The 16,978-nt window shown below is 42.8% G+C and carries 6 protein-coding genes; 4 read left to right on the forward strand and 2 right to left on the reverse strand.

The features are described 5' to 3' along the window. Positions 1–12 precede the first annotated feature (12 nt). Together FHW88_RS20785 and FHW88_RS20790 are read right to left on the reverse strand one after the other, a co-directional pair. Entirely contained in the window at positions 13–3,027 is a 3,015-nt protein-coding gene (locus FHW88_RS20785; RefSeq protein WP_176627737.1) for a SusC/RagA family TonB-linked outer membrane protein, read from the reverse strand. Between the two features lie 375 nt (positions 3,028–3,402). Beyond that, positions 3,403–7,563: a two-component regulator propeller domain-containing protein gene (locus FHW88_RS20790; protein WP_176627738.1), complete on the reverse strand. Its 4,161-nt coding sequence runs from the start codon at positions 7,561–7,563 to the stop codon at positions 3,403–3,405. A 229-nt stretch (positions 7,564–7,792) separates the two neighbouring features. On the opposite strand from FHW88_RS20790, the gene FHW88_RS20795 reads away from it, so the two are divergent. The 4 genes from FHW88_RS20795 to FHW88_RS20810 all read left to right on the forward strand — a co-directional run bounded on the left by FHW88_RS20795 (position 7,793) and on the right by FHW88_RS20810 (position 16,978). Beyond that, positions 7,793–9,685, forward strand: coding sequence for a 7TM diverse intracellular signaling domain-containing protein (locus tag FHW88_RS20795; RefSeq protein ID WP_229701587.1), 1,893 nt, complete (start codon positions 7,793–7,795; stop codon positions 9,683–9,685). Between the two features lie 955 nt (positions 9,686–10,640). After that, positions 10,641–13,808, forward strand: a complete 3,168-nt coding sequence (locus FHW88_RS20800; RefSeq protein ID WP_176627739.1) for a SusC/RagA family TonB-linked outer membrane protein — start codon at positions 10,641–10,643, stop codon at positions 13,806–13,808. A gap of 16 nt (positions 13,809–13,824) precedes the next feature. Continuing rightward, positions 13,825–15,699 (forward strand): RagB/SusD family nutrient uptake outer membrane protein, encoded by a 1,875-nt coding sequence (locus tag FHW88_RS20805; RefSeq protein WP_176627740.1) that lies wholly within the window; start codon positions 13,825–13,827, stop codon positions 15,697–15,699. A 163-nt stretch (positions 15,700–15,862) separates the two neighbouring features. Then, on the forward strand, positions 15,863–16,978 hold the full coding sequence (locus FHW88_RS20810; RefSeq protein ID WP_176627741.1) for an SPFH domain-containing protein: 1,116 nt from the start codon (positions 15,863–15,865) through the stop codon (positions 16,976–16,978).

The following is a 16,978-nucleotide window of genomic DNA, read 5'->3' on the forward strand; positions in this document are numbered from 1 at the left end:
TTTACGGGTTAGTTATTTTAAAGAAATATTAGCACCTAAAATGATTGTACGGGTTTGTGGATAATTATTTACCCAATCGCCCGATCCGCGGGTTGAGTAATTGGCCTCAGGGTCCCATCCTATCCAGTTTGTAAACGTTTTCAGGTTTCTACCGCTTAAATAAAAGGTTAAACCGCTTATGCCTGCTTTATCAAGCAACCTTTGAGGAACTACGTAACTAAAAGTCACATCTTTAATACGTGTATAGCTGGCATTACGCGGATAACCATAACCACGTGTATTCGTATAGGTTAATGACTGAAACTCGTTACTGTTATTGGTTGGTGTCCAGTAGCCAACCGCGGCAGGTGTATTTCTTCTGCCCGATTCATCGGCATAATTTAAATCGGCGTTATTTTTTAACATACCCTGTGCCGTTTGTACAAAGATGCTCAGGTTAAAATTCTTATAATGAAATGTGTTGGTTAAACCGCCGGTCCATTTAGGGTCCTGCTGTCCCAATATTACCCTGTCCCCATCGGCAGTAATTTTACCATCGCCGTTAATATCGGCAAATTTCAAATCCCCCGGCTTAGCAACGGGATCCTGCTTGGAGGGATCTTCGCCTGTTTGCCAAACACCGGTCATTTTATAATCATATATTACATTGATAGGTTTGCCAATAAACCATTTGTTGCCAATATCATCTTTGCCATCGCCATAAAGGGCAACAATTTTATTTTTATTTGCTGCAAACACAATAGTACTTTCCCATCTAAAATCTTTGCCATCAATATTGCGGGTATTTAATGTTACCTCAATACCTTTATTTGCTACCTTTCCTATGTTATCGACAACCTGGTTGTAACCGGTAATGGTTGGTAGTGCACGGTTTAACAATAGCCCGGTTGTTCTTGAATCATAATATTCCACGGTACCACTGATTCTGCTATTCAACACAGAAAAGTCGGCCGCGATATTAGCCTGGTTAGTGCTTTCCCAGTGCAGGTTTCCATTACCAAGATTGTTTGCCTGTATACCTACGGTACTTACCCCATTAAAAGGAAACCTTACCGTACCATCCGATGTAATGGTTCTGTAAACACTTACCGCCTCGTTACCGGTTTTACCGTATGATGCCCTAAGTTTTAAGTTATTGATCAGTTTGGAGTTTTTGAGAAAATCTTCGTTACTTACATTCCAACCAAGGGCTGCAACCGGGAACCAGCCATATTTGGAAGTATTGGCACCAAATACTGATGAACCGTCACGCCTTACGGTCAGGGTTACCAGGTACCTGCTGTCATATGAATAATTCAACCTGGCCATTTGCGAATTAAGCGCATACCTATCTGAATAACTTCCTGAAAAGCCATTTACACTTGCGCCTGATACTGTTGCGCCAATACCAATCTGGTTAAATGACAGTTCGTCGTTTATATAACCAGTGCCGGCTATTCCCGAAATGAAATATTTACGCTGCTGCGCGCTGTATAAGCCTGTAAAATCGATCCGGTGCTTACCAAAATCGCGGGTATAAAGCAACAGGTTATCAAGTGTGTAGCTATTTGTTTCGGAACTTACCGCGGTTGCCGAACCTAAAGGTGTATTAGCCAAACGGCCGCTATAGCCGTCTACGCGGGTAGGCAGGTAAGTATACCCGGCATTTAAGCGGTATTTTAAACCTTTGAGTACACCTCCAAATTTCACTTCAGCATAGCCGTTGCCGCTTATATTCACGCTTCGGTTTATCTGGTCGGTAGTTAAACCAAGCAGAGGATTAACATATAGCTGTTCGGGGGCCATTGGGTAAATGGCATAAGTGCCATCAGCATTATATATGTTACCATAGGGACTCATGGCTGTAGCGTTCAATAAGTTTGCCCTGCCGCCATCATAGTTATTATTAGCGAAATACAAATTTGCGCCAACGCTCAGGTAGCTGGTTACATTTACATCCAAGTTTGAACGTACGCTTGCCCGGTTATACTGATAGCCTTTTATCACACCTTTTTGTTTCAGGTAATCGCCTGATAAAAAGTATTTAACATCAGGGGTACCGCCCGTTACACTCAGGTTATGATCCTGCATAAAGCCTTGCTGGGTAGTTTCTTTTACCCAATCAATAGTACGGCCGGCAGCGTAGTTAGCCCTTTCAGAGTTATTATACACCGGCTCGGGAAATTGCTGGGTTAAGTGGTTTTGCGACTCATAATCAAGGAACTTCTGGGTAAATGAGGCCGGATCACGTGGTTCAAGTATATGCCCCAGATTTTCATAGCCGGCATATCCATTGTAGCGAATTACAGGTTTACCAGTAATACCACGTTTTGTAGTGATCAGGATAACGCCCTGCGAGCCGTTAGCACCATAAATAGCAACGGCGGAAGCATCTTTAAGGATCTCCATTGATGCAATATCGTTGGGGTTAATATCATTAAGTGATCCTCCACTTTTGGTAAGCGGGATACCATCAACTACCACAAAAGGCCCCGAAGCTGCCGATATGGAATTTTGACCTCTCACCGTGACTGAAGGCTGGCGACCAGGAATTGATGATGTGGTGGTTATAGTTACCCCGGCAACGGCACCTTCTACGGCCTGCAATACGTTAGTTACCGGCAATTGTGATAAGCGGGACTTGGGTACCGTTGTAACCGAGCCGGTAACATCCGATCGTTTTTGCGTACCGTAACCAACCACTACAACCTCATTAAGCTGCTTGTTACTATCTTCAAGTACGATATTTAATGTGGTGGTATTTTTTGTAACCGCAACGAATTTGGCTACCATGCTCACAAAAGAGATTTTCAGTGTTGAGCCTTCGGCAACCTCTATTTTAAAAGCGCCATTAACATCGGTTGTGGTTGATTGGGTTGTGCCCTGGATGTTTACAGTTGCACCGGGCAACACATTGCCGGTAGCATCTTTTACAACACCTTTTACATTAATTTTTGTTTGCGCGCTTGCCAGTTGAGCAATGCCTGTGAGCATCATCATTAAAAGCAATACGGAAAAACTTTTTAAGAGAGTAAATCTATATTTCATAATTTAATTTGGTTTATAAGGGTTCATTTAATTTGGAATTTTGTGTGGTAACTGAGCCTATCCGGGCCGATTTAACACCACGGCATTAGCTGCCCGGTTGCGCATTTTTGAAATTTTCATTGCATTAATTTTTAGTTTATGAATTGCCGGCAATAAAATATTGGTACTGATTATTGCCTGTCGGTTAAAACGAAATAAGCGGAATTTGGCTTTGCGAGAGAGGGGTAAAACTATAAATTACCGGGGTCAAAATATATAAAAAACCCTCTTTTTGATAGTTTTTGTAGAATAAGCAATAAAATAAGTGTCAAATTCACTTTTATTTTTCCGGAAAGCTTTTCCGGCGACAACGTACTATCCCGGTAAGGCAGGGTCTTATTTGGAAGAGTTTTTTTCAAACTCGTTCATACGATACGAAATTTGAAAATTTGCGCGGTGTTTTTTGATAAAATCAGACGGATTGATCCCGTATTGTTTGAAGAATTGTTCGCGAAAGTATTTCACATCGCTAAAGCCAACCTGGAATGCAGCTTCATTAACATTACAATTGGTTTGAATGAGTAATTCGGCAGCTTTGCGCAGGCGCACAAACCGGATAAAGTTATTGACCGATTGCCCCGTGATGTTTTTAAGACGTTTAAATAAGGTTGCATAGCTGATACCAATCTCTTTGGCCAGCACATATACATCAAACTTATCGTCGGTAAAATAATGCTCAATTACCGAAATACAATTATTCAGAAAGTCCTTATTTTCCTGTGAGATACTGCGACCGGTGCTTTTCTTGGTAACCTCCTTATAAAAGTAATTCTGAAGCTCGGTTTTATTGCGTAGCACACTTTTTACGCGCGCTATGAGTAATTCTTTATCAAAAGGCTTGCGCAAAAAATCAATGGCCCCTTCCTCTATACTCTTAAGCATTATATCCGGCGTTGTATCGCCGGTTAAAAGGATAACAGGGATATGGCTTATGGCCTGGTCTTCTTTAACAATCCGGCACAGTTCAAGCCCGCTGATACCATCCATCACGATATCGCTTATAATTACATCGGGGATATGCTTTTTAATAAGTTCAAGGCCTGTGGTACCGTCCTGCGCCTCGATTACGTTATAGCCCGGCGTAAAAATCTTTTTGATGTATGAACGGATCTGGTCGTTATCATCAATCACCGTAAGCGTATGCCTGGCCGAACTGAAGAGCTCCAATCTCGCCAAATCCTCGTCTTCCGGCACAATATCTTTGTTATCTTCGCTAATAAGCTCATTTACATACGTGTAATCCGGCACAACATCATCGACAATAACCTCTCCCGAAAAATGAGCTTTACCCTTTGGCAACGCAAGCACAAATGTAGTGCCCCCCTCGGGGTTGTTTGAGTAGCTAATATTACCTTTATGACTTTCTATAAAAACCTTAACCAGGTATAAACCTATGCCAAAACCTTTGCGGAAGTAGTTTTTATCCTTTGCCTGGTAAAATTTATCAAACAGCCTATCGCCGGCCTCGGTATTTATGCCTATGCCATTATCGATTACTTTAAAATATACATAAGTATCGTCCTGTTCAATTACAACATGGATAGTACCACGGTCGGGAGTAAATTTTATAGCGTTTGAGATGAGGTTAAACAAAGCTATTTCTATCTTTTCCAGGTCGCAGTACACCTCAATGGCATCTGAGCCGCCCTCGAGGGTATAACGAAGATGTTTAATTTTGGCTTGCTGAATAAAGCACGAATAAACCTCGTTACATAAAGTCACAAAATTTAACCTGCTTACTTTCAGCGAAGCATTTTCGCTTTCGGTTTTCCTGAAAAGCAGTAAATGATCAACCAAACCAAGCAGTCGGCGCGCATTGCGGTAAATTGTGCTCAGCTCTTCTGCATTTCCTTTACTTTGATTAAGAAGGTCCTTTATAGGGTTAATAATAAGCGTTAACGGCGTTCTGAACTCATGCGATACATTGGTAAAGAAAGTCAGTTTCTTTTCGTTGAGCTCCTTTTCTTTCTCCACCTGCAGGTTGGCCAGCTTTACCTTAAACCTGAGCCTGGCCTGGTTTAATCTGTACCTGTAAAACGCGTAGCCTATAGCAACTATTAATGACAGGTAAACTATATAGGCCCACCAGGTACGATACCAAGGTGGCAAAACAATAATTTTAATGGTAATGGGTGGCGCTGTCCACTGTCCTTCCGTATTGGTAGCCCTGATTTTCAGTGTATAGGAGCCTTCATTGAGACGCGAAAAGTAGGCCGACTTTAGCTTGCCTACATAGTTCCAGCCATGGTCCCAGCCTTCAAGGTAATATGCATAGGATATCTTTTCGGGAAATGAATATTCAAGCGCTGTATAACTGATGTTCAGCGTTGCCTGGCTAAACGGGATGGTTATATTTTTTAATTCATTTAACGGCAGTTTTGGGCCATATACACTATCGAGCTCAATTGAAACGTTGTTTATTTTAAAATCAGAAAGCATGAGCTGGGGCTGGTGTGCATAAGGAGCGATACTATCGGGCGAAAACAAATTAAACCCTTTGATGCCGCCGAACAACATTTTGCCCGATGCCAGCTTTAAGGCCGCGTTGTAATTAAACTGGTTGCTTTGCAAACCATCAGATGCATTGTAATTGGTGATCTTTTTTGTGATTACATTAAAACAGGAAAGGCCATTATAAGTACTGCACCATAAATTGCCGCTGTTATCAACCAATATATTCAGTACAGTATTGCTCGGTAACCCTGCCGATTCGGTGTATCTTTTATACTGATGGGTGTTGGTATTATATTGAAGCAGCCCTCCGCCTTCGGTACCAATCCATAAATTGCGTTTATTATCTTCGGTAATAGCCCTGATGGCCTGGCCGATAAAATAAACCTGGTGTTTTTTATGCTGAACATCAATTTTGATGAGGCGACTATAATTTCCCGCCCACAAATTACCTCTATGATCTTCAAAAAGCGCGTGGAGGTTTACCAGGCTGTTATCAAAAAGTTCAAACTGATCTTTGGCCCGGTTGTACAAAAACAATGCCCCTCCCCAGGTACTGCCTGCCCACAAACGGTGCTGCGAATCTTCATAAAGCTTCCAAAAATTCCGTTCTTCTTTTTTATCCACCGGGTTATAACAGCTATAATGTTTAAACCGGCCGGTTGCATTATCAAACGCATCAATGCCACCATTAAAGGTTGCCACCCAAATCTTATTGGTATAGTCGTTTAAAATACTTACAACAAAATTACTGCTGATAGATCCCGGAATATTTTGGTGTACATAGGCAGTAAACGTATTTGTTTTAGTGTTCCAGTAATTTAACCCGCCGCCGTCAGTGCCAATCCATACATTATGCTGCTTATCTTCGCAAAACGACAGGATAAAATTATTGATAACACTATTTTTATTAAAAGCATCATGCGCGAACACATGAAAAGAGGCCGGTTTGCGGTCAATAATGTTCACGCCACCCCGTAAGGTTGCTATCCAGATCCGGGATTCATCATCCTCATAAACAGCATCAACAGCATCGCTCCGTAAGCTATTAGGTGTTTCGCCTGCATTGATATAGATGAGCGTATTGGTCTCCGGGTTCCAAACTTTAATCCCTCCCCCATTGGTTGCAATCCAGATATCGCCGTTTCTTGTTGTGGTGAGGCTAAAAATATTGTTGTTGGTCACTTTGTTAAGCCCGTTCTCCAGCCTCGTAGTTTTCAAGGTGACAGGATCATACATCCATAATTCATTACCTGCGCCTGCAATAATTTTACCTTTTCCATCAATGGTCATACAACCTGCATATGCCAGTTCTGGTGATACAATTTTTATCTTTTCAGCCGGTGCATCGTATCTGCCAAGCCCAACCCCGTTTACCAGAATCCAGATAGTGCCCTGCGTATCCATCTGGGCAGCAATGGTATTAAACTGTTGTTTTTTGACATCATACAGGATCTCTTTGCCAATGGTATCTGTTTTCCCAAATTTTAGGAAGCCGTATGTACCATTGGTAGCGAAAATATTACCCGACCGATCGGAGACTATCTCATTGATATTAAACCCAATTTTAATTGGCTCATGCTTTTCATTATAACAATAAAGCGCATGAAAGCGCGAGTCGGCATAATCAAAATACATGAGTCCTTTTTCGGTTCCTACATATATCCGTCCGCCGCTGGCGTTAATGGATTTAATGTGATTATTGACGAGCGAGTTTTTATCTCCCCAGATGTTCCGGAAGACTTTAAATGTGTAACCGTCATACCTGTTGAGCCCGTCATAAGTTCCCATCCACATAAAGCCATATTTATCCTGTGTAATACAGGTTACCGCATTGTTTGAAAGACCATCTTCAATACCTAAATACCTAACTGGGAAACCAGGGCCTTTTGCTATGGCTGCTAAAGAATAGCATATAAAAAAAATGAGCAAAAAGGCCTTTAATCGCTGAAACATTCGCCGTATAATCAATAACTGGTTGTTTTCAAAGGTATCAAAATGTAGCAGGCTTTCATTCGCAAATTTTATCCTGTTTTGGTACATCATGAATTACAATACATCAAAAGTGTATCAGAAAATATAAAGAAAATAGAGCAACCAGCAACGACAAATAATTAACAATTAATTATATTTGGGAGATTGTAAACCTGTTCTTAATAAACATTATTGTGTATGACCGTCATCCCAAAAAATGGGAGAATGCAGTAATTATGCATTTTAAATTATTGCAGGCAACACTACTTATTGAAAACATTTGATTAAACATTTACCTGCATTGACTAAGTACTTATTTATTTTTTATGTATGCCTGTGGGCACTTACTTCCCGTGCTCAAAATATACTCCGGGTTGATAAAGGTATTCAGCAACATAAGTTTACCCTTAACGAGGTAAAATACCTACAGGATAGCACCGGGAAACTAACTTTCCGGGATATACAGGAAATGAGCTCCTCTTTTACCGAAAACAGCTCATACTACCCCAGCAATCACCATAAAAACTCTGCTTACTGGTTTCGCGTGCGGATGTACTTTAGCGAACCGGTAAACAACAACAGCATTATTGAGTTGTTTGATCAAACAACCGATGAGGTAACGGCTTATATGCCTGATGCGGCGGGTAACTATATCAAAAGTGAATCGGGCGCTAACCTTAATTTCAATAGCAGGCTTTTCCATCATAAAAACTTTGAGTTTCTGATCGGGGATACCAACCCTGGTTATCATACCTATTATTTCAGGATCAAATCGCACAATGCGGTGAACGTTATCATAGTTTATCGTACTATTAATTACTTTATTCATTATGCGCTTAATGAATACTTAACCTATGGCTTGTTTTATGGCATGATCCTTATTTTTTGTTTCCATAACCTGCTTATGTTCCTTGCGGTTAAAAAGAAACAATACCTGTACTACGTATTTTACATTTTAAGCGTAGGCCTTTACGAAATGAGTGCCGATGGCATCGCGTTCCAATATTTATGGCCGGGAGCGCCAGCTTTAAATAATTACGGGAACGGCACTGCCCTATATTTTACCAGTATTTGCGCCCTGATATTCAGCAAGGAGCTATTGCAGGTTAAAATAAAAGCTCCGCAGTTTAACAGGCTAATCAATTGTGTGATATTGCTGCGCACCACCTATTTTCTGTATTGCCTTATCTTCAACAATTCGCTGTTTGTATATAAGTTTGTTGAAGTAATCCCGCTATCGCTGGCTTTTGCTACCGGTGTTTATATCTATAAAAACGGCTACAAGCCGGCCCGCTTTTTTGTGCTGGCCTACTCAATTTTGTTTGTGGGCTTTATAGTTAAAGCGTTTACCGCCCTTGGTTACGCTTACTTTTTACCTGCACCTATAAGTTACTATAGCCTTAGTTTTTGTTTTATTATTGAGATGATACTGTTATCATTTGCCATTGGCGACCAGGTAAGGATCCTGCGGAAAGAGAAGGATGCAGCCCATGAAGAAACCATACGGCAAATGCAATTGAACAGCCAGTTGAAGGATTCAATAAATGAGGAATTGGAGCGCCAGGTTGAAATCCGCACACACGAACTGGTTGAAAAATCAAACGAGGTGAGGCAACAAAGTCAGATCATCGAAAACCAAAACAAAGAATTGTTACGGGCCAACGAGCAGCTGGAAAAGCAGGCCGGTGAAATATTAAGAATGAATATTTTACTTGAAAAAGATAATGTCCAGCTCAAAACAAACATTGAAAAGGTTACCGAATCACGAGCGTTATCCACAGAGTTGGGCTATGAAGAATTCAGCGCAAAGTATCCCGACCAGGAAACCTGTTTTAAATTCCTGTCGGCTTTAAAATGGAAAGATGGCTTTATCTGTACCCGCTGCTCAAATACAACATATTGTGCAGGAAGGTTGCCGCACAGCCGCCGGTGTACTAAATGCAGTTATGAAGAATCGGCATTGCATAATACCATATTTCAAAACAGCCGCATTCCTATCAATAAGGCTTTTTATCTAACCTATCTTATTTACAGTACTAACGGCACGATATCATCGCACCAGCTTTCCGAAAAGCTCGATATCCGCCAAAGCACCTGCTGGACTTACGCCATCCGTATAAAGAAAGTATTGCAGGAAAAGAAAAAATCAAGGAAAAAGAATGATCAGCAGGGATGGACGGTGCTGGTGATGTGAGAAGTAGCATTTCTTCTTTGTAGGATTTGGGGAGTGTTATTCGTTGACATTTTTCGCTGTTTGTATATAGTCTAAGTAAGTCGATGCCTCCGAAACCCTCGCGGATCCAAGCTATTCCATAAAATTGATTTGTCGTTTAATCAGCAAGGTGTATTGTTTTGCCCCTCTGGGGCAAGGGGTATTTCAATAATCTCACATGCTACAAACCTTTTGCACCTCTGGTGCACTTGTCCTTGGCAATTAATACCTGTTTGTTAAATTATAAAAGTCCCCCAGAGGGGGAAAAGGTTTGTAGAAAAAAACGTCCTATCCCCTACCCGAGCCCCAGAGGGGCTCAACTCACGCACTTTACCCAATTTGACTATTGATTTTGTGGGTTAACTTAAATCTGCGAGAGCCCCTGAGGGAACAGCCCCTTTGTATTATCAATAATTCCTTTGATTAATTCATTGGTAAGGAACGTATTGGCTTTTCAATAGCGATTTTCTCCTCTAACAGGACGCGCCCCTCCTGTTTCCATCCCCCAAACCTTATTTCTGTTGCAATAGGGCAGGTTTTAACCACTCTCCAATCCCCTCAATTGTCATTTTTTAAAATATTTTCACTTTTTTTTCTTGTTCACCAAGCGTATCACCCGAAAAAAACAACGAGGTGTAACCTGCTGTAAATACGCAACTTCAACGTTTGAGTTTTTCGTTATCAAAACGTATCAAAATATATTTAAACATCTTAAAATCAATAACTTACATACAATAAACCTATTGCATTATTGATTTATTCCACGTTAAATTTACCCCACCAATTACCAGTTAGTAATACGCTTAACCAACAAATCGATTATATGAAGTAAGATCGCGCGGCAGTATTTACCTGCACCGCTATTGTGTAAACCAGGTTTGCCTATAGCCCATTCCGGCAGCCACGGGCTGCTTAACCAATTAAACAGCAATTAATTATGAAGAAAAAAATTACGCTAATTTTTGTTTTACTTATTACAATACTAACACGCACGTTCGCACAGGACATTACCGTAAAAGGTATTGTTAAAGACAACCAGGGTCTGCCAATACCTGGCGCCACTGTAAAAAACAAGTCAACAGGTGCGGTAACCGTTACGGATTTAAAAGGCAGCTATTCTATCACAGCCAACGGCAACGCTACACTTGTTTTCAGCTTTGTGGGTTCGGCCACACAAGAGCAGCCGGTTAATGGACGCACAACAATTGATGTAACACTGGCCGATGCCAACAAACAGCTGGAAGAAGTTGTAGTAATAGGTTACGGCACACGTGCCGTTAAAGATGTTACCGGTGCCATCAGCAGTGTTAAGGCCGAGAAATTAGAAAATGAACACCCGGCCAGTGCTACGGATATTATCAGGGGCAATATCCCGGGTATATCGGTTGCCTTGAATACCTCGGCCAAAGGCGGCGGTACCGGCGATTTGCAGATCAGGGGTAAAGCCTCCCTTTCGGGCAACGTACAACCTGTTATCGTATTGGATGGGGTTATTTATCCGGGTCAGCTGGCTGATATCAACCCTAACGATATCGACCGTGTCGATGTGTTACGAGATCCAAGCGCACTTGCCGTATACGGTGCACAATCTGCCGGTGGTGTTGTAGCCATTACTACCAAAAAAGGTAAAAAGGGTGGTACTCAAATCACTCTGAATGCCAATTTCGGTATTGCTCAACTATTGCAAAATCAAAAATACTATACAGGCGATGGCTTCCTTAACTGGCGTGCCGACGGAGCCCGTAGTTCTAATACTTCAAATCCTTATTATTATTACAGCAACCCCAACAAACTGCCTGAGGGTGTAACGCTTGACCAGTTCCTAAACGGTGCTACAGGCGATCCTACCACCATCTGGCTGCAGCGTTTGGGCTTATTCCCTAACGAGATTGCCAACTACCAGGCTGGTAAAATGACCGACTGGTCAAAACTGATTTTCCGCAATGGCTTCCGTCAGGATTATACAGGCAGCTTTTCGGGAAGTTCAGAAACCGTTAAATATTATGTATCGGGCAACTACACTAAAAACCAGAACCTGATCCAGGGCGGACAGTATACCGACGGCCGTTTCCGCGTAAACCTGGAAGGTAAGGCAGCTAAGTTTTTAACCCTGGGCGTAAATGCACAGTTTGCAAGCCGTGATGAAGGCGCTGCCAGTACCTCGCTAAGCGGTCAGGGCATTGATGGTACCGAAGCCGACTGGACGCAGATCATTAACTCATCTCCTTATGGAGATGTGTACAATGCCGATGGCTCATTACGCCGTATCGATACCGATGACAGCGGTTTAAACCAGCGTAACCCATTTCTCGGGAACCGCTATAATCAAAACGTAGCGGTTCAAAACACGCTGTTCTCGGTACTTTTTGCCCGTTTGGATCTTCCTTTCGGTATTAAGTATACGGTGAATTATGCACCAACCATCGAATCGTACCGAAACTTCTTTTTCCGCCCGGTAGCTAACCCTAATGAACTTTCGGGTGGTACTGCCATCCGTACACAGGAAAACCGCTACAGGTACAACCTCGATAATATTTTAAGCTGGAACAAAACATTTGGCATACATAGCTTTGATGCAACCTTCCTGCTTAACAAAGAAAAATACCAAACCTGGTATACCAATGCTTCAAACACACAGTTAACCCCAACCGATATTTTGGGTTACCACAACATAGGCGCCGGTAATTTACCTGTTGAAAGCAGCGATGACCGAATTTATAATGCCGATGCCATCATGGGCAGGATCAACTACACCTTGTTGGGCAGGTACATTGTTACCGCCACTGTACGCCGCGACGGTTTCTCTGCATTTGGCTTGCAGCATCCACGCGAGGTATACCCTTCTGGAGCAATTGCCTGGGTATTCAGTGATGAAAGCTTCATGAAAGGTGACGCTTTTAAATGGCTTGACTATGGTAAATTACGTTTCAGCTACGGTGCAAATGGTAACCGTACCTCTACAACCACTGCCGATCCATCTATCTCATTAGCTGTATTGGGCGGTATCAAATACCCAACAGCAAACAACTCTGGTACAGTTACCAATAACAGCGGTATTTATGTAAGTACTTTACAAAATGCGGCTTTAAAATGGGAACGTACCGTAGGGCCTAACATCGGTCTGGATTTCACCATATTACACAACAGGTTAAGCGGCTCGATAGATGTTTATGACCGTAAAACTACCGACCTTCTGGTTAAACGAAGTATTCTTGATGTTCAGGGCTACAACTCATCGGGCGATTTAGTTGGTGGGGCTAACAACTCCAACCCATACACCAACATCGGCCAGGTTAACAACAAGGGGTTTGAAATTTCATTGGATGGCAAGATCATTAAAAGCGAAAACTTTAACTGGAATGCCAGCGGAACGTTTTTCTTAAACCGCAACAAAATTATTCACCTGTACGGTGCATTCCCGGTTACTGATGCCAACGGCGTTACCACCAATGTTGAAAAAGACGATATCGGCAACGGCTGGTTCATTGGTCACGATATCAACGCTGTTTGGGATTACAGGATCCTGGGTGTTTGGAAAACCGCAGATGCTACTGAAGCAGCTAAATACGGCGCTAAACCCGGTGATTTTAAACTGCAGGATGTAAACGGCGATTTTAAATTCACCAATGATGATAAGCAATTTCTGGGTTCAACCAATCCACGCTTTAGCTGGTCTTTACGCAATGATTTCAATTTCCTTAAACATTTCGATGTATCGTTCCTGCTGGTATCAAGCATTGGTCAGTTAAGGCAATACAACCAGGCTTTAAACAACCCGGGCAGCGTAGGCTTTGCGCGTATGAACTCATACGTATTGCCTTACTGGACACCTGATAACGAGATTGACGATTACGCCCGCTTAAACTCAGGTTCATCAGGCACAACCATTAATGTTTGGCGTAAAGCTTCGTTTGTAAGGCTGCAAACCGCTTCTATCGGCTACACTTTCAGTCCGCAGCTCATCAAACGCCTGGGCATATCAAGCGCCAAATTATTTGTGAATGCAAGCAATGCAGCTGTGTTTTCAAGCTGGCCGCTTTGGGATCCGCAAAACGGCGGTCCTACTCCAAGATATTTATCAGCCGGGTTTAACGTAGTTTTTTAAAGGAGGGATTTAATACATGAACAAGATAAACAAAAACATCATGGCTGCGGCTTTAGCAGCGGCAACCATATTTATAACCGGGGGTTGTACCAAGCGGGCCGATCTGTATCCGCAGGCACCTTCAAAATTTACACCCGACGTAACTTATACCTCACCTGCTGCATTTAAAGCAGCTTTGGCTACATTAAATGTAAGCGTCAGATTTGAATACTTTGGCGACTCGGCCCCGTTGCTTACCGAATCGATATTTACCGATGCCGCGGTTGAGGGTACTACCGATAAAACCACACCCGCACAGGATCTGAACGCGCGTATCACCCCTACCGCCAACCTAAACAGTGACGACTATAACAAGATAGGTCGCTACTGGAGCGCATGGTACCAGGGCATCCATGACTGTAACGTTATTTTATCGAGGCTGGATAACATTAAATGGCCTTCAGACGCCGATAAAAACCTGGTAAAAGCGACAGCTTTATTTCACCGGGCTTACCGCTACTATCGTTTAGTGCATGAGTTTGGCGATGTGCCATTGCTGCTAAAAGAAGAAACTGCGGTAAACACCGGCTACTTCAGTACGCAGCGTATCGTTATCCTGAAGCAAATGAAAACAGACCTGGAGTTCGCCGTAGCTAACCTTACCGATGCGAACGCTAAAGGCGAGATCTCCAAAGGCGGTGCTGCTCACCTTTTAGCTAAAGTTGATTTGGCACTTGGTTTATTTGATGATGCCATTGCGGCCGCCAACGTTGCCATCAACGGCCCGTATCACCTCATGACCAATCGTTTTGGTATAGTTGCGGGCGATGTTTCAAAAAACATCATCTGGGACCTTCACCGACCCGAAAACAAGGCTTTGGGAACAAATGCCGAGGCTTTATATGTAGTGCTTGACCGCGAAACACTTGACGGCGCTACGCCAAACGGATCGCAGGTGATGAGGAACTGCGTGCCGATGTGGCATAACGGTACTATACTTACCCCCGGAGCGCTGAAACCGGGCATTTCAGATAAAGTAACCGAAGAATTCCCGCTTACTTTATGGTATGGCCGTGGTATTGGTCGTTTACGCGGTACGCCTTATGCTACCAAATACATCTGGACAGATAATACCGACTTAAGGCACGCTCCCGGAAACTGGATGAACATGACTGATCTGGTTTACAATAGCCCGGCCATTAAAACCTCCGATCCGGCATGGTATGGCAAGCATCTTGAGCAATATACCGATGCTAACGTTAAGCAACGCTTCCTGAATGGTGCAAAAGATACCATCCGTGCCTGGTTTGGCTGGCCGCATTACAAAGTGTTTATTGGCTCGGGCCCTATCGCGCTTGATAAATGGTGGAGCCCGCCGCGTGGTACCAACACCGACTGGTATGTTTTCCGCTTAGCCGAAACCTACCTGTTGCGTGCCGAAGCCTACGTATGGAAAGGCCAAACCGCACTTGCTATGGATGATATCAACAAAGTAAGGGCACGTGCAAATGCACAGTTGTTAACAGATCCAGGCAAAGTTAATATCGGCACTATACTTGACGAACGCCAGAGAGAACTGTATTGGGAGGAGCCACGTAAAACTGAGCTTACCCGTATCGCTTTCATCTTTGCGCAAACAGGAATTGCCGCTTATAATGGAAAAAGCTACAACGTAGCTAATTTTTCAACAAGCAACTTCTTTTACGACAGGATCATGGAGAAGAACGACTTCTATAAAAACCCTAATGTTGTAACCAATTCGGGTAATCACTATACTATTTCGCCATACCATGTTTTATGGCCTGTCCCGCAAAGCGAGATCGACCTGAATGTAAATGGTCATATTAACCAGAGCAAAGGATACGCAGGTTCAGAAACCAATATCCCGCCTCTTGATAAAGTAGTACCATAATTTAGTTGATTTGTAACATTTGAGCCGGGCATTAGTCAATTGATTAGTGTCCGGTTTTTTGTTTTATGCAGATTTAAAAGCATAAAATAATTAACAGTGGGCGCATTCACCTATCTGTTTTTTTCACATATTTAATCATTATTTAAACCTGACATCCAAAAATATGGGCCTGTTCAATATCCTTCGTAACGAATTTATAGATGTAATAGAGTGGGTTGATACCACCCAGAATACGCTTGTATGGAAATTTCCGCGCCATGATAATGCCATAAAGATGGGTGCAAAACTTATTGTTCGCGAATCGCAGGCAGCTGTTTTCATGAACGAGGGACGCATCGCCGATGTATTTACTCCCGGTACTTATGAGTTGCAAACTCAGAACATGCCCTTGTTAACCACCTTAATGAGCTGGAAATATGGCTTTGAAAGCCCGTTTAAGGTTGATATCTTCTTCGTAAGCCTGCGTCAGTTCACCAACCAAAAATGGGGTACCAAAAACCCGGTAATGATCCGCGATGCCGAATTTGGTCCTGTGCGGCTGAGGGCATTTGGTTCGTTTAACTTTAAGGTTCTGGACCCCAAAGTATTTATTAAGGAAATCGCTGCCACTAATCCCGATTTCATCATTGAAGATATCAATGAGCAGTTACGAAACACCGTTGTTTCGCGGGGGATGGATGCCGTAGCCGAATCAAAAATAAACGTGCTTGATCTGGCAGCCAACTACAACGAAATGGGCAAATTCATAACAGAATCTATCCAACCCGATTTCGCTGAGCTTGGTTTAAACCTAACCAAACTATTAGTCGAAAATATCTCCCTGCCACCCGAAGTTGAGCAGGTGCTTGATAAACGCAGCGAAATGGGCATATTGGGTAATCTCGGCGCTTATGCACAATTCCAGGCTGCCAATGCTATTGAAAAATCTGCCGAAAATACTATTGGTGGTAACTTAGGAGCTGCCGGTATGGGTTTGGGGGTTGGCGCTGCGATGATGGGCCAGGTTGGCAATATCTTTCAGCAAAATCAGGTTACTCCTAATAATACCGGTGGTGACGTACCGCCTCCGCCGCCCCAGCCAGGCATCCAATATCATATTGTGAAGGACGGAAAATCAGACGGGCCGCACACTATCGATGAGATTAATGCTATGATCGCCAGCAGAACCTTAAGCAGGGAAAGCATGATTTGGAAAAAAGGAATGGCTGCATGGGCCGCCGCATCATCCGTTGAAGAGATAGCAGAATTATTCAACAATGTACCTCCGCCGATAGCCTGA

The sequence above is a fragment of the Mucilaginibacter sp. SG538B genome (assembly GCF_013376065.1).
GTDB lineage: Bacteria > Bacteroidota > Bacteroidia > Sphingobacteriales > Sphingobacteriaceae > Mucilaginibacter > Mucilaginibacter rubeus.